The organism is Viridibacillus soli, assembly GCF_016612995.1.
GTDB classification, from domain to species: domain Bacteria; phylum Bacillota; class Bacilli; order Bacillales_A; family Planococcaceae; genus Viridibacillus; species Viridibacillus soli.
The window spans coordinates 102,370-126,703 of the sequence record NZ_JAEOAH010000004.1; the positions used below are offsets into that span (position 1 = coordinate 102,370).

Annotated in this window: 28 protein-coding genes; 21 read left to right on the top strand and 7 right to left on the bottom strand. The window is 35.2% G+C overall.

Annotated features, from left to right (window positions below):
- Nucleotides 1–10: 10 nt before the first annotated feature.
- From JFL43_RS04305 to JFL43_RS04320, 4 genes are all read left to right on the top strand, one after another.
- Nucleotides 11–391 carry an aminoglycoside phosphotransferase/kinase family protein gene (locus JFL43_RS04305; RefSeq protein ID WP_200748079.1) on the top strand — a complete coding sequence of 127 codons (381 nt, stop codon included), beginning with the start codon at nt 11–13 and terminating at the stop codon, nt 389–391.
- 1,275 nt (nt 392–1,666) lie between these two features.
- Nucleotides 1,667–1,897, top strand: coding sequence for a hypothetical protein (locus JFL43_RS04310; RefSeq protein WP_200748080.1), 231 nt, complete (start codon nt 1,667–1,669; stop codon nt 1,895–1,897).
- A 203-nt stretch (nt 1,898–2,100) separates the two neighbouring features.
- Nucleotides 2,101–3,303: a hypothetical protein gene (locus JFL43_RS04315; protein ID WP_200748081.1), complete on the top strand. Its 1,203-nt coding sequence runs from the start codon at nt 2,101–2,103 to the stop codon at nt 3,301–3,303.
- Nucleotides 3,304–3,376: 73 nt separating this feature from the next.
- Entirely contained in the window at nt 3,377–4,582 is a 1,206-nt protein-coding gene (locus JFL43_RS04320) for a hypothetical protein (RefSeq protein WP_200748082.1), read from the top strand.
- A gap of 409 nt (nt 4,583–4,991) precedes the next feature.
- Here JFL43_RS04320 and JFL43_RS04325 read toward each other — a convergent pair whose 3' ends face one another.
- Complete coding sequence (locus JFL43_RS04325; protein ID WP_200748083.1) at nt 4,992–5,105, bottom strand: transposase; 114 nt, start codon at nt 5,103–5,105, stop codon at nt 4,992–4,994.
- A gap of 522 nt (nt 5,106–5,627) precedes the next feature.
- On the opposite strand from JFL43_RS04325, the gene JFL43_RS04330 reads away from it, so the two are divergent.
- The 9 genes from JFL43_RS04330 (at nt 5,628) to JFL43_RS04370 (ending at nt 12,985) form a co-directional block, all read left to right on the top strand.
- On the top strand, nt 5,628–5,894 hold the full coding sequence (locus JFL43_RS04330; RefSeq protein WP_200748084.1) for a CD3324 family protein: 267 nt from the start codon (nt 5,628–5,630) through the stop codon (nt 5,892–5,894).
- A gap of 481 nt (nt 5,895–6,375) precedes the next feature.
- Nucleotides 6,376–6,642, top strand: coding sequence for a hypothetical protein (locus JFL43_RS04335; RefSeq protein WP_200748085.1), 267 nt, complete (start codon nt 6,376–6,378; stop codon nt 6,640–6,642).
- Nucleotides 6,643–6,719: 77 nt separating this feature from the next.
- Nucleotides 6,720–7,274, top strand: coding sequence for a GNAT family N-acetyltransferase (locus JFL43_RS04340; protein ID WP_200748086.1), 555 nt, complete (start codon nt 6,720–6,722; stop codon nt 7,272–7,274).
- Nucleotides 7,275–7,563: 289 nt separating this feature from the next.
- Nucleotides 7,564–8,448, top strand: a complete 885-nt coding sequence (locus JFL43_RS04345) for a methyltransferase domain-containing protein (protein WP_200748087.1) — start codon at nt 7,564–7,566, stop codon at nt 8,446–8,448.
- A gap of 331 nt (nt 8,449–8,779) precedes the next feature.
- Nucleotides 8,780–9,325, top strand: coding sequence for a GNAT family N-acetyltransferase (locus tag JFL43_RS04350; protein ID WP_200748088.1), 546 nt, complete (start codon nt 8,780–8,782; stop codon nt 9,323–9,325).
- A gap of 412 nt (nt 9,326–9,737) precedes the next feature.
- Entirely contained in the window at nt 9,738–10,571 is an 834-nt protein-coding gene (locus JFL43_RS04355) for an alpha/beta fold hydrolase (protein ID WP_200748217.1), read from the top strand.
- 218 nt (nt 10,572–10,789) lie between these two features.
- On the top strand, nt 10,790–11,827 hold the full coding sequence (locus tag JFL43_RS04360; protein WP_200748089.1) for a serine hydrolase domain-containing protein: 1,038 nt from the start codon (nt 10,790–10,792) through the stop codon (nt 11,825–11,827).
- Between the two features lie 21 nt (nt 11,828–11,848).
- Nucleotides 11,849–12,262, top strand: coding sequence for a GNAT family N-acetyltransferase (locus JFL43_RS04365; RefSeq protein WP_200748090.1), 414 nt, complete (start codon nt 11,849–11,851; stop codon nt 12,260–12,262).
- 240 nt (nt 12,263–12,502) lie between these two features.
- Nucleotides 12,503–12,985, top strand: coding sequence for a GyrI-like domain-containing protein (locus JFL43_RS04370; protein WP_200748091.1), 483 nt, complete (start codon nt 12,503–12,505; stop codon nt 12,983–12,985).
- Nucleotides 12,986–13,231: 246 nt separating this feature from the next.
- Here JFL43_RS04370 and JFL43_RS04375 read toward each other — a convergent pair whose 3' ends face one another.
- From JFL43_RS04375 to prli42, 4 genes are all read right to left on the bottom strand, one after another.
- Complete coding sequence (locus tag JFL43_RS04375) at nt 13,232–13,519, bottom strand: hypothetical protein (RefSeq protein WP_200748092.1); 288 nt, start codon at nt 13,517–13,519, stop codon at nt 13,232–13,234.
- 15 nt (nt 13,520–13,534) lie between these two features.
- Nucleotides 13,535–13,837 carry an MBL fold metallo-hydrolase gene (locus JFL43_RS04380; RefSeq protein ID WP_200748093.1) on the bottom strand — a complete coding sequence of 101 codons (303 nt, stop codon included), beginning with the start codon at nt 13,835–13,837 and terminating at the stop codon, nt 13,535–13,537.
- 300 nt (nt 13,838–14,137) lie between these two features.
- Entirely contained in the window at nt 14,138–14,407 is a 270-nt protein-coding gene (locus JFL43_RS04385) for a hypothetical protein (protein WP_200748094.1), read from the bottom strand.
- Nucleotides 14,408–14,546: 139 nt separating this feature from the next.
- Entirely contained in the window at nt 14,547–14,642 is a 96-nt protein-coding gene (prli42, locus tag JFL43_RS04390) for a stressosome-associated protein Prli42 (protein WP_157813061.1), read from the bottom strand.
- 124 nt (nt 14,643–14,766) lie between these two features.
- Between prli42 and mce the strand changes: the two genes are divergently transcribed.
- From mce to rnz, 6 genes are all read left to right on the top strand, one after another.
- Nucleotides 14,767–15,177, top strand: a complete 411-nt coding sequence (gene mce / locus JFL43_RS04395) for a methylmalonyl-CoA epimerase (RefSeq protein ID WP_200748095.1) — start codon at nt 14,767–14,769, stop codon at nt 15,175–15,177.
- A 6-nt stretch (nt 15,178–15,183) separates the two neighbouring features.
- A complete protein-coding gene (locus tag JFL43_RS04400; RefSeq protein ID WP_100797860.1) occupies nt 15,184–16,731 on the top strand; it encodes an acyl-CoA carboxylase subunit beta in 1,548 nt (515 codons plus the stop codon).
- A 614-nt stretch (nt 16,732–17,345) separates the two neighbouring features.
- Entirely contained in the window at nt 17,346–18,464 is a 1,119-nt protein-coding gene (locus tag JFL43_RS04405) for a M20/M25/M40 family metallo-hydrolase (RefSeq protein ID WP_200748096.1), read from the top strand.
- A 28-nt stretch (nt 18,465–18,492) separates the two neighbouring features.
- Nucleotides 18,493–18,747, top strand: a complete 255-nt coding sequence (locus JFL43_RS04410; RefSeq protein ID WP_200748097.1) for a chemotaxis protein CheW — start codon at nt 18,493–18,495, stop codon at nt 18,745–18,747.
- A gap of 109 nt (nt 18,748–18,856) precedes the next feature.
- Nucleotides 18,857–20,110 carry a DNA polymerase IV gene (locus tag JFL43_RS04415; protein ID WP_200748098.1) on the top strand — a complete coding sequence of 418 codons (1,254 nt, stop codon included), beginning with the start codon at nt 18,857–18,859 and terminating at the stop codon, nt 20,108–20,110.
- A gap of 11 nt (nt 20,111–20,121) precedes the next feature.
- A complete protein-coding gene (rnz, locus tag JFL43_RS04420; protein ID WP_200748099.1) occupies nt 20,122–21,069 on the top strand; it encodes a ribonuclease Z in 948 nt (315 codons plus the stop codon).
- A gap of 238 nt (nt 21,070–21,307) precedes the next feature.
- Here rnz and JFL43_RS04425 read toward each other — a convergent pair whose 3' ends face one another.
- Nucleotides 21,308–22,504: a YbfB/YjiJ family MFS transporter gene (locus JFL43_RS04425; RefSeq protein WP_234447589.1), complete on the bottom strand. Its 1,197-nt coding sequence runs from the start codon at nt 22,502–22,504 to the stop codon at nt 21,308–21,310.
- Between the two features lie 249 nt (nt 22,505–22,753).
- Here JFL43_RS04425 and JFL43_RS04430 point away from each other — a divergent pair, with 249 nt between their 5' ends.
- Both JFL43_RS04430 and JFL43_RS04435 read left to right on the top strand, forming a co-directional pair.
- Nucleotides 22,754–23,032 carry a phage holin gene (locus JFL43_RS04430; RefSeq protein WP_200748100.1) on the top strand — a complete coding sequence of 93 codons (279 nt, stop codon included), beginning with the start codon at nt 22,754–22,756 and terminating at the stop codon, nt 23,030–23,032.
- 124 nt (nt 23,033–23,156) lie between these two features.
- Nucleotides 23,157–23,753 (top strand): hypothetical protein, encoded by a 597-nt coding sequence (locus JFL43_RS04435; RefSeq protein ID WP_200748101.1) that lies wholly within the window; start codon nt 23,157–23,159, stop codon nt 23,751–23,753.
- A 91-nt stretch (nt 23,754–23,844) separates the two neighbouring features.
- Here JFL43_RS04435 and JFL43_RS04440 read toward each other — a convergent pair whose 3' ends face one another.
- Entirely contained in the window at nt 23,845–24,243 is a 399-nt protein-coding gene (locus tag JFL43_RS04440; protein ID WP_200748102.1) for a hypothetical protein, read from the bottom strand.
- Nucleotides 24,244–24,334: the final 91 nt, after the last annotated feature.

Genomic DNA, 24,334 nt, shown 5'->3' on the forward strand with positions numbered 1-24,334 from the left:
AAAATAAAAGATGATGAATTTAGGAAACATGGTAAGAGGAGTAGCTTCTGATGCAGTCGCTCAGAGTCTCGTTCAATTCTGGGAATATGACGAGGGAACTTTGGAGTTGTGGCGTGCAAGTTCAAACTTTGTGTATGCTTTTGAACGTAATCAAGTTCAATATTTTTTGAGATTTAGTTTTGAGCAGGATAAATCTATTGAACAAATAAAAGCTGAGTTAGAGTTTATGCAATATTTACAATTAAATGGATTTCCATCGGTAACACCAATTCAATCAATAAGTGGAGAACTAATTGAAACACTAAAAACACCAGAAGGAACGTATATTGCCGTTGTCTTTAGTGCAGCAAACGGAAAGACAAAGCTTTCAAAAACCATGGCAAAAGGATAACATGAAATAAATACAAGTCACCGCGTATAAAATTGGTCGATTGTTTTATAATGGGATCGAAAAGTTTTAACTATTAGAACTGTTTAGAATTCAGGATCAAATGGATGCACTAATGAATTAGTATGTTAAAAACTTTGGATTTTTTATTCGTTTCGGGAATATCTTTAGCTATTGGAGGCTCTACTTCTTACTAATTAAACTAGAAAAAATGTAGTTCATGTTGTCGAGAAGGGATTATGAACTATTGTATTTGAGTTAACGGTGCGTTAAACCAAGAAGGCTAAAGCCACTTAATCAAACTGATTTAACTCAGTAAATGCAGTTCGATTAAGTCTGATTTATCAAGGTTTTAAGCAATCCTCAAATTAACTGAGTTAAATAAAATTAACTCGAAAAAATAATTATGTGAGCAAATGTGTGAGCATTTTGGAGAGCAAGTGATCTGTTTCTAAAAGCTTAAAGTAAATTAGATTTGATTGTCGTATTTATAAAAGAAGAATGTAAGGCATAGACGAAGCTCTATTGGTATTGGTTTTCTTCAAATAGAGTTGCAAAATTTCTATGTAAGGATATCGTCAGGGGCCGGAGGAATGATAATGATTTGAGTAATGTCTCGTCGCTGGATGGCACTATCCTCAATACGAAAGCTATGCCGATTTAAGAGTTACTTAATGTTGATAATTTATAATAAAGATTGATTACTTAAAATCTCCTCCATATTTTTCTTAGAGGGGATTTTTGTATTATTTACTTTAAAAACACTATAAAGAGATTGTGAAAATATGTACTTAAGCTAACTGGGCAGGTTAGTTGAACAAGAGAGGGAGAGGTTCTATATCTGTTTTTACAAATAACCCTGACTAAAACCAAGAATAAATCAGTAAATATTTTTTCGTTTTTCTTTGAACCAATCATAAATTTCAAAGAGAAAAAAAATAAGGAAATATAGAGGACCTAATAGAAAAACGTATCTACTTTCAGGCGCCAAAAAGGCTACTGGAAAAGCAATTATTACAATTGTGATGAGAAGAATTTTTTGTTTTTTATACATATAATGTACTTCCTTTGACAGTAATACTTTAACCATAATATAACTTTTAGTAAGTAGGAAATTAGCTTTTGGGGATTGATGCAGTACGAACATAATGTGCAATAAAGGAATAGGTCTTTATTCTATTAACGTTTTTTTGTTGGAGTTATTCAACTAACGAGGCAGGATAGTTGAATAAAGAAGATTGAAAGGAAAGTAATTCACAAAAAAGGGAGGTATAAAAGGTGGACTTATTACTCTGGATAACTATTGGTTTCATAATAATCGGATTTGTTGTTCTCACTTCTATGAAAAAAGGTATGGAAAGTAAGCTCGCTTTTATAACAGTAAATATGGAAGACAAGGAAAGTTCAACAAAAGCTAAATCCATAATTTGGTGGATAGCGAGTACCACGGCTTGGGGAATAGTGAGTATGATTCTTATTGTTTGGTGGTTTCATAATCATTTTGGATAACTGTTGGTTTCAAATGTACTTAAACAAACGGTGTGCTTTACTTGAAGATCATTGAGTTGCAAATGCAGCTCTTTTTTCTTTATTGAACTAACGGGCCAGGTTTGCTAACAAATAATGTATAATTATACCATTGGGAGGGCCAAAATATAAATTCCCCCCAATACGAGAGCTATTTTATATCAAGAAGACTAGGAGTTGATTAAATGGGGAAATTAAGTAAAAGTATAATGTTAGGTATGTTAAGTACTGGATTGCTATTATCCAGTACCGTTGCAGTAGGTAATGAATCTACTGTTCAAGCAGCTAGTACTATTAATAATAGTAAGGTAGTAAGTCAAAAAGCGTATGTTTCGTCTGCTAAGAAAAAATTAAGTGTATATAAGAAGAGTTTAGCTGAAAATATCGCTATATATAAAAAGTATGCTGTTTTGGATGAGAATTCAACTCCTATAATAGGTGATTCTATATGGTCCCTAGAAGACTACTACATTGAAGATAGATATTATTATTTAGTTCCAGATTATATAAGTTACGAACGATCAAAGTATATATCTAAACTAGGTGATATAGATAAAATTCACGATATAGACGAAGAAAGGTCTAAATATCCATCTAAAAAGACACTTGATGAATTCAAAAAAGTAGAGTCAGAGTTAAAAAAGAAGAAAATAGATAGAAAAAAGGTAGATAGTCTTCTGTACAATATAAAATCGTCATTACGTTCAAACAGTACATTCCAAAATTATAGGTATAACTTAGTATTGAAAGTTGACTTTGACACAAAAGAACTGAATTTCTTATATAGTGAAATGAACGGAGGAAACGCTATACGGAGTAATGTAGTAAAGAAGTTCACTCCTACTGAATTAGATTATATTAAACTAATTGAAAGTAAACGTGTGGAATTAACTTCCCTGAATACTCGCCATTTGGAAACAAGGAATTCCATTGAAAATCGTACGGATGAATTAGAGAACTATACAAAATTAAATAAATACGGGAAATACCTTAAAGGACTTGTATATGATACAAGTGTATATAGTAAATTAACTGTAAAACAGAGGGAGAATGTAACTGCCGCACTTGATTATTATAGAAAAACGAGAAATGAATTGATGAATAATGGTATTTATGGTGAAGATGATATAAGTAATAGAAAAGAAGATATGCTAAAAAGAACCGAAAAATACTACGAGGCATACTCAAAAGCATCTGAAGAGGTGAAAAATACGAACGGTAAGAAGAGCGGTAAGATTGATATATACAACAAAGCTGCTAGCGACATGGCGTTTAACATACAACTGGCTAATGATACTTACGAACATTGGAACAAGGTAATGAGTACACAACCGATTCAAACTATGTCTTCACTATTGAAAAAAGTAGGAATGGATATGGAAGACTAAAGAGTAGATAAAAACAACCAAAAACCACTAATGCGGAACGAGAGCTGATTTATATTAAGAAGGAGATGATACAATGGGGAAATTTAGTAAAAGCGTAGTGCTAGGAGTATTAAGTACAGGAATACTATTATCAAGTGTAGTTGTAGAAAGTCCTAAATCTACAGTTCAAGCTAGTACTAATATAGAAAAAAGCAAAGTAGTAAGTCAAAAAGCGTATATTTCGTCTGTTAACAAAAAAATCAAACTATATAAGAAACGTATAAAAGAAAATGAGGTTCAATATCAAATATTTTATGGTATGCAAAAGGATTTAAAACCTCTGCATAAAGAAGTGTTCAGTAAAATACCAAAGGAAGATATAATCAAGGGAGAAAAGTATTACACCGAACTTACACCATATGTCAGCTTTGAAAAATCGAAATATTTATATAGAGTAAATAATGTAGGTTCTATTAATAGAAACCAATCATTCGCAGATCAAAATAAGAAATACCCGACAAAACGAGTAACTGATGAATTCAAGATAATAGAGAAGGAACTAAAGAAGAAAAAAATTAATAGAACAAAAGTAGATCGACATTTGAACATTGCAAGATCAATGATACATTCGGCCGGTTCATCCATAAAAATGATGAATACTGCAACTTCACGAACTACCTTTTATGTAAAAGAATTGAATTTCATGCACAGTGAACTGTTTGGTGGAGACGCTAAACGTAGTAATGTAGTAAAGAAATTCACTCCTGCTGAGTTACATTATATTGATTATATGTATAGAGCTCGCAGAACCCTAGCATCGAGATACGAGAGTGCTATAAAGTCTATTACGAGTATGGATGAATTAGAGAACTATACAAAATTAAACAAATACGGAGAATACCTAAACGGGATAATAAACGATGACGACGTATACAGTAAATTAAGTGTAAAACAACGATATGAAGTACTTCACTCACTTAGACACTATGAAGAAGCTAGAGATGAACTAATGAAGAATGGTATATACAGTGAAGATGATATAAGTAAAAGAAAAGAAGAGGTATTAAAAAGAATAGACGCTTATTATGACCGTAATGTTAAAGCGTACGATGTAGTAGTAAAAACGTTTGGTAAGACAAGCGGTAAAATTGATTTTTACATCAAATCGTCAACTGACATGACCTCGAGTATGATTATGCTAGACGCTACGCGTGACAATTGGGACAAAGCGTTTAGCGAACAACCGATTAAAGAGATGTCACGGGAATTGAAACAGTTAGGACTGGATATGGAAGAATAATAGAAGATAAAAATAAACTTAAAAACCACAAAGAATAATAATTTCTCTGTGGTTTTTATGATTATTTTACTTGTTAATCCACAGCGTGTGCAACTGTATTTTAATCAAACTTTATTACTAAGTTACAGTAACTTTATAAAAAAATTGATAAAAATCACCTCTTGAGTTTTTCTTAGAAATGAGTTTTTATTGGATATTTATGTTGAAATCAATGTAAAGCTGAACTTAATCCTTTTACGGTTTTATAAGTGAATTTTAATAACTTTATTACTCCTATTCATATTTAAATGAACAGTATCATGGAAGAAGACCAGTTCATGGCGGGAACTGGTCTTTTATTATTATTCGTATTTTTCCAGACTGTTGCCGGACTCCTGAATCAGGATAAGGGTGTGCTACTCCAGGTTCCTCAGCAGCAAATATCATATTCTCTGGCAATATCCGCACGGGACTTCCCATTTTCATAAAGTTTCACTATTTGTAGCTTAAATTCAGGGGTATAGGTTTTACGTTCTCTTTTCATTTTGACACGCTCCTTAAGGTATTAGTTTTAGTGTACTAGCCCTTATCAGAATTGTCTAAATTAGTGTAACCTATCCACTTCAACTAACAGGGGCTTTGAGCAAGGAAGAAATTAAAGCCTTTTTTTTGAACTTATTATACTAAAGCGGCAGTTTAGTTTAAGAGTGTTTTATAACTTTTGTTCAACAATCGGGCCAGATTGTTGAGTAACTTACTTAAGGACATATAACTAGGTGTAGCTTATTAACGTGGAATTAGACTAACACTTCGAAGGATATCGGGCAGTCCTTATCGAAATTATTAATAGGAACGTAACTGTGGTTGTATTACGTAAAGGGAGGAGGTTCACTATGACAAGAATTATGAGAAGTTTAAAGATTAGCTCTATGCAAAGTTTATACTGTAAACAAGGTGGTTGTTTGTATAGAGCTAGAAATTGGTTTCCGCCTGAAAAGTGATTATTGTTTATAGTAATGACTTTGCTACCTTAAAAATTTCATCTGATTTAAGGAGCGAAGCTAACATGAAATATGTAAATGCAGAAAGTATCTTTCCAGTAGAATTACTGAATGAAATACAGAAGTATGTAAATGGAGAAATGGTTTACGTCCCTATTTCTAAGGGATCACGGAAGAAATGGGGCGAAAACTCTGGGAGTAAAACTTATTTGAACGATAGAAACCATGAGATCCGTCAAAAATTTTCTGCCGGCATAAAGGTAGATCAACTTTCAGATCGATTCTTTCTTTCTCGCGATAGTATTAAAAAAATAGTTTACTCAAAAAAATAGTTTGTATATGTCACATTGGATTAAATCTGATGTGACTTTTTTGTGTAAAGTATAATTTATAATCGTTCATTATATATTTTCACTGGATTGCTTTTATTATAATTACATATATAAGTACAAAGGATGATGCTTAATACAGTTTAGGAGGTCAGGATATGTTTAATTTTTTTCAATTTGATACTGATGAAAGTAGGCGATCTTTGTCAATAAGGGCGAGGAGAGTCGCTTTATTATCCTTACTACAGTATGACTTAGAAGGGAAAGCATTCAATTTATCCAATAGAGACAAGTTCAAAGGAAAGCTTTTTGCTTCGTATACATTCGGATAGATTGGGTAGGGAGGAAATTCGCTCAGAACTTACTTTGCTTGGCATTGAATAAACCGGATGATCTAACTGTCCCAGAAGGTCTGGTAAGTTGTGATGGTTCTTATGTATTAGAAATAGTTACCGAAGAAGGATATCGGTGACCATGTGTCACGATGATGCGGTGGGTAGGGGGAGAGCATGTAAATGGTGAGTTAGCGGATAGCCGTGTATATAATATGGGCGTATTGATGGGGAGACTTCATGAAGTAGCAACAAGTTTTGTCCCACCAACCGGTTTTGTTCGACCCATTTGGGGGGCAGAAAGCTTTAAACGTGAAATGACTAAGTTGGAACGCCATTATGAATGTTTTTTATCAGGTAAGGGATGGAGAACATATCAAGCAGCAGCTGAGAAAGTCGTATCTACAAAAAAAGTATGAAGAATATTAAAAGGGATTAATTGTTTAAATGAAAACTTACACATATGTTTTTATGTCTATTTTAAAAGGAGAAGCCTATGAAAATTGATGTTCGTTTAACAGATAAAAGTGAAGCATATATTATAAAAAACTTATATCCTTTATACCTATATGACCTTTCTGGACATTATGGTAGAATCCCGAATGTTCACGGGATATATGAGGATAGTGACGATTTTCGAACATTAAATGATCAGTATGAAGTTCAAAATATTTGGTGGGAAAAGCCAGAAGTTTTATTCCCCTACTTAATTTTAGTAGATGGGACGCCAGCAGGGTTTATCCTAATAGCAACCCCACCACATTGTAATAAAGGAATTGACTATTTTGTAAATGAGTTCTTTTTAATTCAATCATTAAGAGGGAAAGGTATTGCTGAAAGAGCAGCAAATATAGTATTTGACCAATTTAAAGGGAATTGGGAGTTGTTTACTAACCCATTAGAGAAAAACATTTCTGGACAAAAATTTTGGAGGAGGTCAATATCAAATTACACTAATGGAGTCTACACTGAGATAAACGGGGAAACGTTTGATGGACAAAAGACTATTTTTCGATTTGATAATTCCGGAAAACAATTGATTTCCAAATAACTCATTTAAATACACGTGTACTTATGATATTCCGCAATCGGGCGCGCTAGTTAAATAAGCGTCGCTGTTCTAATTAAACTAACAGGGGCTTTAGCAAAAGATTATTGAGCTGCAAATACGGATTTTTTTCTTTTTCAACTAACGAAGCAGTTTAGTTGAACATCGGGGTTGCAACGGCAGCCCTTTTTCTTATTCCACTAAAGGGCATTCTTGTTCAATAAGAACAGGGAAAACTCTATAATCTGCCGAATAATATACAATAACCTATTTAGATAAAGGAGGACATTAATTGGAAGAGTATTATTGGGATACCAAACTAGAATACCTCAAAAGAACGAGAGATTTATATTATAATGATGACTATTTAGAGTTTTTAGTGAAATACGTTTGGAAGCTTTCTAAACCTGTACATATTGTTGATTTTGGTTGTGGATATGGCTATTTAGGACTTAAATTATTACCTCTACTACCAACTGGTTCAAAATATACAGGAATAGATAAAGGGCAACAGCTTATTAATAAGGGGAGAGAGCTTTTTCATAATCTGAAATATGAAACTGAATTCTTTGTAGCTGATACAAATGAGATAGAAATTGAGCGTAAGTATGATATTGCTATTTGCCACGCTTTTCTTTTACATATGTCCGAACCCAAAAGAATGCTTCAAAAAATGGTCAAATCTGTTGTTAACGAAGGCAAGATAATTTGTTTTGAACCACACTGGATCTCAAATATGTCATCATACTATGTAAGTGGGTATGAACAAACACAAATTATCAAACTTGGCATTCTTCAAAAACTATTTGAAGAGGATGTAAAACAAAAAGGAAAAGATGGAAATATAGGGGCAAAAATACCATTATATTTAACAGAATTGGGTGTGGAGAACATTGAGTGCAGAATTAGTGATAAAGTTAATTTCCTCAATCCCAATATGAATCAAATAGATAAACGAAAATTGTATAATTCTTTAAAAGAAGAAGGCTTGGGTGAAGAACTTACTAATAGACAAGTCTTTATTGAAGGTTTGAAAAATCGTGGGGTCACATTGAAGGATGCTCAGGAACAGTATGAAGCCGAACAACTGTTTTCACAAGTATTTAGTATTGATTCCTCTTTAGCATACACTCCAAGTATGAAAATTACTTTTGGAGAGGTAAAAAATTGTACTTAACATTTAATACTTAACATTTATTCAACTAACGGGGGCTTTGGTAGAAGATCATTTAGCTGTTTAGAGGCTCTTTTTTCTTATTCAACTAAAAGTGCAGTTTTGTTCAAGAAGGATAGAAGGACAGATGACAATCTATGACGAAATTAATGTAAGATACGAGAATTAAGTCAATGAGATTTCGGAAGGGGATTTCTGAGGAATGTGACATTATCAATTGTTCCTTATAAATATAAAGTGGTTCTGGTGATTTATATTGTATAAAGATGAAGTACGTAAATTTAACGTTATCGGAAATTAATAGAGAATTTTTTGGAACAAGGAAGTGATTATTATGAAGCATAATGGAAAAAATGTAATTATTTCAAGAGTTACTCCGGATGATTTGGATTTTATTTGTGAACTAGAATGCAATAAAGATATTTGGTTATTTGAAGAATATGTTGAATCAGATATGAAAGTCGTTAGAGAAAAGTACCTACAAAAGATGAATACTCAGTATAGTTATGATTTTATTGTCAAAAGCACTATAGAGGGAGAAGTTAAACCAATTGGTCTGGCCCAAATTTGGTGTTATGTAGAGCATAGAAAGAGTTGGGAGCTTGGTTTTGCAATTCTTCCTATTTACCAAGGAAACGGTTTTGGGTATGAAGCGACGAAACTTTTAATAGAGTTTGCATTCGAAAGATTACAAGCTCATAAAGTGGTTGGAATGTATAATTGTAACAATCTTAGATCTGTAAAATTAATGGAGAGCTTGGGCATGAGAAGAGAGGGAACATTTCAAGAAGAACTGTTCTGGAATAACCAATGGCATGATCAATATTTTTATTCAATACTGGATAGAGAGTATTTAATTAATTCATCAATGAAATTGTAAGCATTTCAAAGTAGGCATCAACTTTCACAATGTATTCACGTATCGGAGAACAAGCGCTTCGGTAGCCCGGAGTTGTTATCAGAGAGGCACACATCCATTCACATAGTCGCACCGCGGTGGCCGAGATCGTGTTGATTGCACTACTCAAAGGACCTAACGGGTAACGATAGCCCTCAGCCTGCCGGATAATCGGCAGGCTTCTTAACTATCGGAGGTTTGTTCAAGAGTTGTTTAACTTGTGTTCAACAATCGGGCCATTTTGCTGTATATGAAAAGGTTGTAGGAAGCAGGAAACTTATTGAAAAATATAATCCCAATGAATTTAATGCATTTAGAAGATATTAGGTCAGTTATTGTAAATCCAGATGTGATACTTGTTTTAATTCTAGATAAGAAAAGGGGAATGAATTTTATATGGGAACAAGGATTAATAGAAACAGAAAGAGGTATCTTCGAGTATTTTACTGCTGGTCAAGGCGATCCATTAGCCATTACACATTTATATATGGCATTTGATGAACGTGGAAATTTATTTGCAACCCCTTTTACCGATCACTATAAAGTTTATTTAATTAATACAAGGGGTGCCGGTCATTCGGTAAAAGCTGAAAATGAAAGTCAACTTAGTATGAAAGAAGCTATAAAAGATTTAGAAGCAATTCGAACAGCGCTAAGGATTGAAAAATGGGCATTTGCTGGTCATTCAACAGGTGGTATGTTGGCATTGCAATATGCAATAGATTCATCGCAATCTTTAACAAAATTAATTGCAGGTTGTACGGCAGCAAGTAAAGAATACGCTGGACACAAGAATAGCATCTATTGTTCAGAAAATAAGTGTTTTCCACGAATTATTGAGATTATGGAGTTGTTGAACAATCCAAATACAGTACAAGAAGATCGTCAAAAATTAGGATATGAGTGGGCATTAATGTCCTATTATTCTGAGGATAAATTAAAAGAAGCAATTAAACGCCCAAATAGTGGCCGTACAGTTGGAGAAAATCTTGATTATTTTAGAAAAATAGAAGTGAAAAATTTTGATCTTCGAAACCAATTAAAGAATGTAAATATACCTAATTACATATTTACAGGTAGATATGATGTTCAATGTCCTGTTGAATTTGGTATTGAAATAGCAGATCTTATTCCTCAATCACAATTAATCATTTTTGAGGAATCAAATCATAATCCATTTATTGAGGAAGAAGAGAAGTTTAGAGAGTTTGTAAAGACAACTTTATAATGAGTGACAATAATTAAGAAGGTTTATAACATGTTTTCGCAGAAGTTATTAAGCTAACGGGAACTTTAGTAGAAAATCGTTGAGCTGTTCTGACGGCCCTATTTTCTTATTCAACTAAAGTGGCAGGTGAGTTGAAGATATTTTTTTTTACAAATAGATACAAAAGAACGTATGTTCGTGTTATAATTTATTTAATAATATTAACAAGGGGGATAATTGTGGAATTAGAGAACATTAACATTGAAGAACGAATGAAACATTATAATGTGCAAGGTCTAAGTATCACATTGCTTAAGGGTGGTGAAATTAGTGGAACAGAAAATTACGGCTTATTAGAAGTGGAAAGCAATAGAAAAGCAAATGAAGATTCTATTTTTAGTGCGTGTTCAATTAGCAAGTTCTTAACAGGAATACTTTCTATGAAGCTAGTAAAGGAAGGACTTCTTGATTTAGATGATGATGTGAATGAAAGTCTTGTATCGTGGAAAGTACCAGAAAATGATTTTACTAAAAATAAAAAAGTGACATTGAGGAACTTACTAAGTCATCAATCTGGAATTAAAGACCCTGAAGGTAGTTTTCCTGAACTAAATTCGAAAATAGGGGTTCCTTCGATGGTTGAATTATTAGAGGGGCAAACTCCATATTGTAAAACTCCTATTGACGTCAAGTGTGAACCAGAAAGTGAATTCCATTATTCAGATGCAGGTTTTTGTATCATTCAGCAACTGATAGAAGATGTTACTGAAAAACCGTTTCATCAAGTTATGAATGAGCAAATATTTGAACCATTAGGAATGGCAAATAGCCAATACAATACAACAATGTTGGAAGTGGATAGACAAAATTTTTCTTGTGGTCACAACAAAAACGGTGAATTAGTAGATGGGAAATATCCTATATATCCTTATCCAGCGGCTTCTGGATTATGGACAACTTCTTTGAATTTAGCTGAATTAGTTCTTGAGTTAATGAATGCTGTAAAAGGAGAAAGCAAGGTTGGTATTTCGGAAAATTTAGCAAAAGAAATGATAACCCCACAAAGAGGTAAAAGTTGGACTGGATTAGGTGTGTTTCTTGAAGGCTTAGAAAAAGAACTAGAAATTACATCACTTGGTTGGGGAGTGGGTTTTCAATGTATGATGGTGGCATTTCCGTATATAGAGAAAGGTGCGGTCATAATGACGAATACAGAATTAGGTGTTCATCAAATGGAAGGTATTATAGGAGAAATATATAAATCTCTTTTGTCTTAAAAAGCGTTAAGGGGGAGAAATATGCAGATAGCCTTAGCAAATCCAACTCATATATCTGAAGTTGTGTCGTTCTTCAACGAAAATTTAGAACGCAATAACAGTGCGGTCTATTCTGAAGAGTTTTTATGTCCTCTTGGAGTTAAAGCAGCCATAAGAAGAAAGCAAATGATAGTGGCAACAGTAGAAGGTCAAGTAGTAGGGGCTTTTCGGTTTTACCGAAAAAAAACACAAAACAAAATATCTTTATACCAATTTGCGATTAGTAAAATTTATCGCGGTCAAGGGTTATTAAAAAAGATGTTAAAAACTATAAATGATTTACCTATCATTTCACTATGTCCGACCTATTCCTATTTAAATGATTATTATTATAAATCAGGATGGTATTTACAAGAACAAAATGAGGAATTTAATGTGTGGATTTTTAATGACTGAACACGGTTTCCTTTTATCTAATATGAGAGTTATTAGAAGAGTATGATTTGAAAGTTTAAGTGAATGATGTCAAAGGATAATAAAGTTATTCCTGAAAGTCTCCTATATCTAGAATTCAGATAGAGGAAAAAGAGAAGATTGGATAACTGAACCATCTAAAAACAGAACTAGGAGTGTTAAGCGCGGTAAGATAACAAGAAATCCATTCTGAAAATAAAACTTAAGGAGGTGGGCCTTCTAATGCTGTTGGATAACGTTAAAATTATAGAAAAGCAAGCCATCAAATTAGTAGGGTATTCCATACAGGCAAGTTTGAATGACGATATTCAAGCACGTATTGTGGAGAAACTGCGCGAAGCGTTAGTAGATCGCTCTGCACAAATTGTGAACAGGATAGACGATGGCATGTATCTGGTTCAAATATATTCGGAAGGTGAATGGACGCCGGATGTTGCTTTCACGCATATTGTGGCCGCAGAGGTTCAAGCATTTCAAGATATTCCGAATGGAATGATTACCCATATTATACCTAAAGGACGATTTATTTTATTTATGCATGAAGGCCCAGAATCGGAAATTGATGCTACATACGATTTGATTAATGAATGGCTGAAGAGGAACAATTTTGATGACACTCGCGCATTTGATATGGAACACTGGATAAATATTCAAAATCTCAAAGAACAGCATAATATTATTCATATTTATGTACCGATTAAATGAAGTTTTCAAATCTAAAAAACAAAAGATTCTTGTCTTCGGTGATAAGCATTATTTTTAATCATGCTTTTTTAATTAGTTTTATAAAGAAAATTTTTAAATGTAGTGTAGTGCTTTAAGAAAGAAGACAGATTATTTTATAAAAACAAATCCCAACTTTCTATTTAAAAAGGTTGGATTTGTTGATTTTTAATAGACTTAAGGGAATGAATTATTTTAGTTTCTTGTTCAAGAAAAGCTGCCGTTTTCTTAATCCCCTGATTTAGTGATCAAATCATAAACTATTTTCAAGTTTGTTTTAAAATATGTAGTAAAATACCAGTCTTGATAAGCTTTTAGTACTAAAATATCATCAATACTTTTCTTACTTTGAACGGTTTCCGTCACCAATGCAATAATATCTTTTATGTAACCTTTCACCTCATGAAGTTCTTTCATTGAGCAAACTTCGCCATGCCCCGGTACGATAGTTTCTACACCAAGTAGTTCGACTTGATCCAAAATATTTAGCCATTCCTGTGGATTTGCATTAATCATTACAGGATGATGCTTCTAGAGTATCAGATCCCCCATTACTGAAATTTTTTCTTCACGCAAGTACACGAATGCATCACTTTGCTTGTTACCGCCACCATACGTGATGAGTTGCACGGTCTGATCACTACCACGAATAATCATCTGTTGATCAAATGTTATCGTTGGTAGTGTATATATCAAATTAGGGAGTATCTTCATGTACCCACGATCACTAGCATTTTCCCATTGCATTTCCTTTTTCAACTTTTCGTACGTCACTTGTTGTATTTTCTCCTCGAGTTCGTCGATAGCCTGATAAATCGGTTCTGGGTTTGACAACTGCTGGGCTAACCTGTTTTTTCTAAATGTGGTCATAATTTCACGTGTAGTAGATGTAGAAATTATTTGTGCCTTGGGGATAAAGAGGAGGATACATTCTTTCCTGAATTAGACTTTGAAAATGGAATTTATGTGCAAAAAGGGATTACTGATGAAGAAAATCCATACCCTTCTTTTTTTCACATTTACGAAAGAGATGAGTATTTGTTGTTGAACGGGGTGCTTTAGTTAAATATTCGATTTACGAAATACCAAAATGAAAAAATCCCATCCCAAAATATAATAAGGACGGGGAAACATTTATTTTTCTATAGGTTCTTCACCATACCACTTTTCCATAGCTACGGTTGAAATTATCCATTCACCACGTTTACCTTCTGGTTTAACAAAGTATTTCAATAGCCCTTCTTTAATAAATACCTGTATTTCTTCTTCGTTCCGGTTGCGAGTCCCCCACAACCACCAGAAAGTCCCCCAAACAATGAATTGACCATGAATTATATTGATAGAAGGGGAACGATAAGAAAGGTAGAATTCTAATAGCCGTAATGGAGTATCGATACTATTCATCGAAGAAATGGACCATTATTTAGCTATTAAACAATCCTTTAAGGGTATCAATATAAAAAAACAGCATAGTAGTGATTAAATTCACGACTACGCTGTTTTTTTGCAAATCCATTGTCTAAGTTTGCATAGGCAAAGTGAATTACTGCATTGCTGCTAAACCGAAAGCTAGTGTAGAAACTACCATGATAATAATCATTGCATAGACAACAGTTTTTTGAAAGTTCTTATTTCCCATAATTCGCTCGCTCCTTCTTTTCCTACAAATATTTTATCAAATTTGAAAAATTACACAAGTGCTAGAATTATTAAATAAAATTAGGTACAATTGTGTTATATAACAAAGAAGGGGTTGGGGAGAAGTGGAGAACGTTGATCACATCGGTATAGCAGTCCGTAATCTTGATGAACAAATTATATATTACACAGATGTGCTAGGCTTACCATTGCTGAAAATTGAAGAAGTAGTTACCGAGCAAGTTCGTGTTGCATTTATAGATGCAGGGAATACACATATTGAATTACTTGAACCGATGAGTGAAGAAAGCGCTATCTTTAAATTTATTGAAAAAAGAGGCGAAGGCATTCATCACGTTGCTTTAGGTGTTACTGGTATTGAAAGCAAGATGACAGATCTTCGTGAACAGGGCGTTCGCCTACTATCTGATGAGCCGCGTCCAGGCGCTGGAGGCTCTAAAATGGCTTTTATTCATCCGAAATCTTCTAATGGAGTGCTTTACGAGTTATACGATAAAAGTGAATCGAAGGAGTAATCATCTATGGATATGTACGATAAAATCAATGAACTATATGACAAGAAACGTGAAATTGAATTAGGTGGCGGTGATGACCGCATCGTAAAACAACATGAAAAAGGTAAACTAACTGCTCGTGAACGTATTGACTTACTTTTAGACGAAGGTACCTTTGTTGAGATTAATCCTTTCGTTGTACATCGTACAGTAGACTTCGGTATGGATAAAAAAGAAGGCCCTGGTGACGGCGTTGTAACCGGTTACGGTAAAGTAAATGGTCGTCCAATTTACTTATTCTCACAAGACTTTACAGTTTTCGGCGGTGCACTTGGGGAAATGCATGCTATGAAAATTGCGAATGTTATGGATTTAGCAGCTAAAAATGGTACACCATTCGTTGGCTTAAATGATTCTGGTGGTGCCCGTATACAAGAGGGTGTTGTATCTCTTGATGGATATGGCCATATTTTCTACCGTAACTCAATCTATTCTGGTGTGATTCCACAAATTTCAGTAATCATGGGGCCTTGTGCAGGCGGTGCAGTATATTCTCCAGCAATTACTGACTTCGTATTCATGGTAGATAAGACAAGCCAAATGTTCATTACTGGACCTAAAGTTATCGAAACAGTGACAGGAGAGAAGATTTCTTCTGAAGACTTAGGTGGAGCAAAAGTACATAACTCAATTAGTGGAGCTGCTCATTTCCGCGGACCAACTGAAGAAGAAGTACTTAATCAAGTACGAGATTTACTTGCATATTTACCACAAAACAACGAACAAAAACCACCTAGCATTGAACCACAAGACAATGATGATTATTTAGGGAATATCATTGAATTAGTACCGGTTGAAGCTACACGTCCATACGATATACGTAAAGTAATCGAAGAAATCGTTGATCCAAGTTCATTTATGGAAGTGCATAAAGAATTTGCGAAAAATGTCGTAGTAGGGCTGGCGCGTATTAAAGGCGACGTTGTAGGTCTTGTATGTAACCAACCAAAAGTAATGGCTGGTGGACTTGATATTGACTCATCTGATAAAGCATCTCGCTTCATCCGTTTCTGCGACTCATTCAATATTCCAATCATCACGTTTGAAGACGTAACGGGCTTCTTCCCAGGGATTAAACAAGAGCACGGCGGTATCATCCGTCACGGCGCGAAAATTCTTTATGCATACTCAGAAGCAACTGTACCGAAAATTACAGTTATCCTTCGTAAAGCATACGGTGGTGCATACGTAGCACTTAACTCTAAAGCGATTGGTGCTGATTTGGTATTTGCTTGGCCAAACGCTGAAATCGCTGTAATGGGACCAAACGGAGCTGCAAATATCATCTTCGCTCGTGAAATTGATAACAGTGACGATCCAGAAGCAACACGTGCAGCGAAAATTGAAGAATACCGTGAAAAATTCGCAAACCCATACGTAGCCGCTTCACACGGCCTAGTGGACGACGTAATCGACCCACGCGAAACACGTATCAAACTAATCCAAGCCCTTGATATGATGAAAACGAAAAAAGAAACAAGACCAGCTAAGAAACATGGAAATATTCCACTGTAAATGCTGAGGACGCCCGTCTAGCTACGACAGGCACTGGAGGGCTCGAACGCAAGACGCTTTTTGTCTTGTGCCGAGAGACCGAAGTGACCCGAGCAGCTGGCGTCCGAAGCTGGATATCTGAGTAAATGCTGAAAGCGCTCGTTCAGACTCGACAAGCACTGTAACTTTCGAAACAAAAGCATCTTTTCAGCTTTTGTCCGAGAAAGTGGAAGTGACCTCGAGAGTCTAGCGCTTGAAGCTGGATATACTAAGTAAACTCATCTTCCAAGACTACTCACACTAATAAGTGCGGAGTAGTCTTTTATTTTAGTGAAAAAATCCTAAACGAGCATAGAACCATGAAATTCGAGCATAGACAAGCATAGAACTATTTTTTATTGTAGAAAATAGTCCGTGGGAGCGTAAAATGTCAAAATAATATTTGTTTTGGAGTGCTAGAACTGGTAATGAAAAATTCACCAGATAAATGACCGAATAGACTAGCTGAATTTAATATTTCTGAAGTAATGGGAAAGATAGAGTGCCTAAGTAAATTACAAGAGTTCATTGCTATTCTATGCTAAAATAAGGAGTATAAAGATAAAAAATCTATTACATAAAGGAGTTCTTGTATTATGACAAGCCGAATCGTAGAAGAATTTTTAGAACTTGTACAAATTGATTCTGAAACATTTCATGAAGAGAAAATTTCACCTGTATTAAAAAGTAAATTAGAAGCTTTGGGCTTTGAAGTAGAAGAAGATGATGCGGCGAGCCGTAATGGTCATGCATCAGGTAACTTAATATGTACATTGCGTGGATCAATAGACGCACAATCGATTTACTTTACATCACATATGGACACGGTTGTTCCGGGGAAAGGTATTAAACCTATCATCAAAGAGGACGGCTACATCCATTCAGATGGTACAACTATTTTAGGTGCCGATGATAAAGCGGGAATAGCAGCTCTGCTTGAATTAGCAAAACGTTTAAAAGAACAAAATATCGCGCATGGTGATATCCAGTACATCATCACTGCTGGTGAAGAAAGTGGTTTAGCGGGAGCAAAAGAGTTAGATTCATCGAAAATCTTTGCCAAATATGGCTTTGCCGTTGATAGTGATGGTAAAGTCGGCGGTATCGTAACTGCAGCACCTTTCCAAGCAAAAGTGGATGCTGTCATTTATGGTAAAACTGCTCACGCTGGTGTAGCTCCTGAAAAAGGAATCTCAGCGATTACAATAGCTGCAAAATCAATTGCAGCTATGAAATTAGGACGTTTAGATGCAGAAACAACAGCGAATATCGGCCGTTTCGAAGGCGGACAAGCAACGAATATCGTTTGTGATGAAGTACATATTTTAGCTGAAGCACGTTCTATTAACGCAGCAAAATTAGAAGTACAAACAGCGCATATGAAAGAAGTTTTCGAACAAACAGCTGAAAAGATGGGCGGGAAAGCCGAAGTAACTATTAAGCGCATGTATCCAGGCTTCCATTTTACAGAAGATGATTTAGTCGTAAAAGTAGCCAAAGATGCAGTAAGTAAAATTGGTCGAACACCGGAGATTATGACAAGTGGTGGTGGTAGTGATGCAAATGTTATCGCAGGTTTTGGCATCCCTACAGTCAATCTTGCTGTCGGGTATGAAGACATCCACACAACAAAAGAACGCATTCCAGTTGAAGAGTTGGAAAAACTTGCGGACTTATTAGTGGAAGTTGTAAAATGCGCTGCTGAAGTTAAATAATATATTTTACAAGAAGAGGAAGAAGCCAATGTCTAGTAGTAAAGTAGTCGTTTTCCGATGTGGCCAAGAAGAATACGCCGTTCCCGTTGATCACGTCGTATCCATTGAGAAAATGGAGCATATCAATCCCATTCCACACTTACCAAGCTATGTAACAGGTTTAATGAGAATGCGCGGGGAACTAATACCGATATTAGATTTCGAACAAATCCTATACAAAGGTCAAGCATTAGGAGATCAAGTACGCGTTATCGTACTGCAAACAGAGGATGCCCTTTTATAATGGACTGAAAAAAAATTTGCATTACTAAAGCCTACTAGAGTAGGAAAACGCAACGTCTGTTCGTTTTTTTGGTATACTATACATAATAATGAAGCAGGAGAGATGTGTGATGGCGGAGCGGAAACAAAAAGGGCGTATTATTTTTCATATCGATATGAATTGTTTCTATGCCTCTGTTGAACAAGCACATGATCCAACGCTTAAAGGAAAGGCAGTCGCCATTGCAGGAAATCCAAAGGAGCGACGCGGCATTCTTGTAACTTGCTCTTATGAAGCAAGAGCAAAAGGGGTTTATACAACAATGGCTGTGTGGGAAGCGAAGCGTAAATGCCCTGAGCTTATCCTCTTACCACCCAATTTTGAACGTTATCGCATCGCTTCAAAGGCGATGTTTGATATACTACGAACATATACCGAACTAGTAGAACCGGTTTCAATTGATGAAGGCTATATCGATGTAACGGATCTTGTACAAGGGAAGGAAGCAATAGAACTGGCAGAAACTATGCAACAGCGCATCTTAAGTGAGCTTGATCTTCCATCTTCCATCGGTATTGCACCGAATAAATTTTTGGCCAAAACTGCTTCTGATATGAAAAAACCAATGGGCATTACTATTTTAAGAAAGCGTGAACTGCCTAAAACCATATGGGCATTGCCAGTTATTGATATGCACGGTGTTGGAGAAAGTACAGCAAAAAAACTAAACGAGTTGAAAATCAACACAATCGGTGATTTAGCACAATCCCCAGAAGGCTTTTTAAAAAGCAATCTAGGTAAAAATGGCGTAAGACTAAAAGACAGAGCAAATGGTAACGATAACAGAGAAGTTGATCCCAATGCGATTTATGACACAAAAAGTGTAGGCAATTCCACAACATTGCCTGTTGATTTAGTCGAATGGGACGAACTCCGTAATACAATTGATGGCCTCTGTGAAAAGGTCGCTAAACGTCTATCTGCCAAAAATTTAGCAGGGCATACCGTATCCATCCAAATTCGAGATGCTGACTGGCATAACTCAAGTCGTAGCAAAACAACTGCAAATGCCATTTTCAATAAATCAGACATACTAGAAACAGCGGAGAGTTTAGCAAAAAAGCATTGGCACGGCGAACCCGTTCGTTTACTTGGTGTGACAATGAGCAATGTTATTGATCGCAAAGAAACAGCCGAACAACTATCTATTTTTAACTTTGAACAGCATGCAAAAGAGGAGCCGATTATCCAAGTTGTTGCACAGCTACAACAGAAATTCGGCAAAGCAATCATTTCCAAGGGCATGAATGACAAGAAAAAGCCCACGTACGAATCACAAACGAGTTTTAGTAAGGACTTTTTGGACGATCATCATAAAGAATAGGAGGGATCCTTTTGCAAATACAATTTCTTGGAACAGGTGCAGGAATGCCATCTAAAGAGCGTAATACAAGTGCATTAGCCGTTAAATTATTAGAAGAACGTGGCACATTTTGGCTATTTGATTGTGGAGAAGCGACGCAACATCAAATTTTACATACAACATTAAAGCCAAGAAAATTAGAGAAAATCTTCATCACTCATTTACATGGAGATCACATATTGGGACTCCCTGGCTTGCTTAGTTCACGCTCCTTCCAAGGTGGAGAGGAACTGCTTACGATTTATGGCCCAGCCGGTTTAAAGCAATGGGTAGAGCTCACATTCCAGCTGTCACAAACGCATCTTAATTATCCAATTGAATTTGTTGAGGTTATGGAAGGAATCGTATTTGAAGATGAAGACTTTATTGTTACAGCAAAGTCACTTCAGCATGTCATACCTTGCTTTGGTTATCGCATTGTACAAAAACCTTTACCAGGTACATTACAAATTGAAAAAGCACGTGAATTAGACGTGCCAAATGGTCCGTTATTAGGTCAACTTAAAAAAGGTTTAGACATTACATTAGAGGACGGTCGCATTGTGAAAAGTAGTGATGTGACAGGGCCACCTAAAAAGGGCTTTATCGTCACAATTTTAGGGGACACACGCTCATGTGAAAACGCAATTTTACTTAGTGAAAATGCCGATATCGTCGTTCATGAATCAACATTTAATCATGCTACGGAAACACTAGCTGCAAACTATGGACATTCCACAAATATGGACGCTGCCAATGTAGCCATCAAAGCAGGTGCAAAAAACTTACTGCTCAATCATTTAAGCGCACGATTTTTTCCACAAGATATTAAAAACATGCTACAAGAAGTACAAGCCGAGTTTGAAAATGCCCATATCGTAGAAGATTTTGCAGAATATGAATGGTATCAAGATAAATTGTCTCTCTATATTCAAGAATAGAAACAAGAAAAAGCTATCCATTTATAAAAGTGGATAGCTTTTTTTCCTATTCTGTTTTTAATACGTCTATAGAAAAAGTAAAGAACATAATACAACTTTTTTAAGTAGCGCGTTTTTCTTGATAAATAAGAGCATGTTTTGACCAATCTTTCAAAACATGCTCTTTCTATAGGTTCTTTTAATAAAAGTCTTAACAGAAATCTCATCAAATTTTATTTCAAAGAATCAATTGGAATAATTATTTCGCTATATTTTTAACAGCAACATAACTTTCTGCATCTTCTCTCTCCGTCGTCTTCCACTTTCCGAACAACATTAGAATTAGTGCAAATGCTACAACTCCGCCTGCAAATAGCAGGGCAACATCATAACTTTTATAATAAGAAGCAAGCTTTCCAGCAATCAAAGGACCGACAATTTGCCCCAAGGCATAGACAGTCGTAAGTGAAGAAACGACACTCGCGCTTTTTGTCGGAAATAGCTGCCTAGCATAAGAAGTAGTCATCGTTACAATCCCAACAAAAGTCATACCAAATAAAAATGCGGACGCCATGACACCAAAAATAGAAGGTGACACAATTGGAAGTACTATACCGATAACTTGTAGCACATACGCCGCAGAAATCATTCGGACTGGTGAATATTTTGACATTAACATAATCCACACAGGTGCAGATGGAATAGCACCAATGCCCACAACCACCCAACTATATGCAGCATAGTCCCTCAAGTCATGAATTTCATGAATAATATCAACTAAAAACGTCCCGGTAACAATATAACCAAGCCCTTCTAATGCATATGCAATCGCAATCCAAGGCATAAAACCCTTCCAAATCTTCTCAGAAACAAAAGCCTTCTTATCTTGTTCATAAGGTGTCAACTTACGCCATAAAAACAGAGTCGTCAACACGCACAACACGGACAATACCCCAAGTCCAACCCAAGCCTCTTGCCAAGAAAAAGATGATGCCAAAACCGGTACGAAAATTCCTGACAGGGCAATACCTAATCCAATGCCACTAAAGATATAGCCCGACCACTTTGTCAATAAATATCCAGCCAAATAATCCATCAGCATACTAGAGGTTAAAACGAACATCAACCCACCCGTAATGCCAGCAATTAAGCGTAAAACAAGCCAAACCCATAATCCATCAAGGAGCCCCATACCAAAAATAGAAAGCACATTGATGAGCGCGCACCAGCCGAGTATCGCTTTCGGATGTTGGCTAATAAATCCGGCCCATAATGCCCCGATAAAATACCCAACATAATTTGCAGATGCCAGCATCCCCGCCGTCTCTACAGATAAACCAGTATCTTCTCGCATAAAAGGTAAAATGGGCGTGAGTGCAAAACGACTGATCCCCATCGCCACAACTAAAAACAAAATCCCTCCAATAATCATCCCCGCATGCTGTCTATTTATCAAAACACCCCCATATGTAGAAAAAACAACATAAAGCATTGATATCAGTATAAGTTAGAGAAGATATATTTGATATAGAAAGTATTGTAAATATTTAAAAGAGTATAAAAATTTGGTTTTGAGTAGTACCAACCAGTCTCCGAGTAGCACAAAACAACTCTCGGAAAATAATTCTCTAAACAATTAAACCAACTCTCCAAGCAAGAAAGCCCTGTGCAGAACATATGAATAATTAACTAAGGGGGAATGAAAATGAAGATTAACTGGACAATTCGATTTAAAAACCCGCAATTTTGGTTCCATATGTTTTTAGCGGTCGCATCATCAATTGGGGGTTATCTTGGTATTACAGGTCAAGATGTAAGTACTTGGCCAAAGTTATTTGATGTATTACAGCAAGCCGTTTCAAATCCATTCGTACTGTTTTCTGTGGTAGTCGCTGTTTATAATTCTGTCATTGATCCAACAACAAGAGGTATTAATGATAGTAAACAAGCGCTGCGCTATACAAAGGTGAAATGTGATGACTAATAAAAAGTACTTTAAATATGTTGTACAAGTGAACCACACACAATAATATTTTCTTAATACATTAAACAAAGGGGGAATAGCACTATTTAAAGTAATAGCAGCCAATTTGGATGGGAGGGATACAATGAATGTAACAGAATTTATAGCTGCATTAGTTGATGATTTGATCTGGCCAATAGTGATAATACTAGCTATTGTATTATTTAGAAAACAAATTTCCTCTATTTTAATGAATCTAACAAAATTCTCCTTCAACGATATAGAGCTTGATTTTGGCGAAAAAATAGATCATCTAGAAAAAGAACTAGGTCACCCTAATGTAACCGAGAATGATCCTTCCGTAAAGGAACATCAGGATGGTGAAATTCTAACGATGGCAAAAATTTCCCCAAGTAAGTCTATTTCAATGACTTGGGGAAAGGTTGAAAATGAACTACGATCCACAATAAATCGCCTTGGCCCAAATTTTCCTACTAGTGAGCTAACCCATTCACATAAAGACATCCAGTTACTAAAAGAAAACAACTTAATTAATGTCGAAACATTTACAACGTTTAACGAATTAAGAAATATGAAAAACCAAATATCAAACGGAAAATTTATAGAAAAAGAGCTAACTTATACAGATGCAAAAAAATACTATGATTTATCTTTTAAGATCATCATCATTTTCAACGATACAAATGTGACAGTTGTTTTACCAAATAGTAACCGACATTAGAGTTTAAAATAATAATAAATAATATTTTCACTACGCTATCCTCCTTTTAAAATGTGAAAAAGCGCTGAAATTCAGCGCTTTTTCATATGTCTTAATCTATCGCTTTTCCGTCACTATCCATCACAAATATCTTATAAGACTCTATTTTAGTTATCGAATTAAGTTCCTCAGATTCCAATATTTCTTTTACACTATCCTCAATATCTATAGCAAGTTTCTTAGCATTTTTGTCAGAATTTTTTATAGAAGTTTCGATAGTAATCGACTTTTGATAGTCTGTTTTTATGGTCAAGACGGCCTTTGAATCACTTAAACCTTTTAGAATATTTAACGTTAGAGTTGATAACTCGCTATTTATTGCCTCATTATTTACTACCTCAGTAGATTGGTAATTTGTTTTTTCAAAAGGATTATTAACGAAGATAAGTGCGCCAATTACAACGCAAACTACAAGTACAATACCAATTATTCTTTTTTTAAATTTAGACACCTCCAATACAAAGTATGGTTAGCTTTGTTGTTTTATTCACTGTCATTACTAGAATCCGACATTAAAGTGTTAAGGATGTTGTTAAATTAAC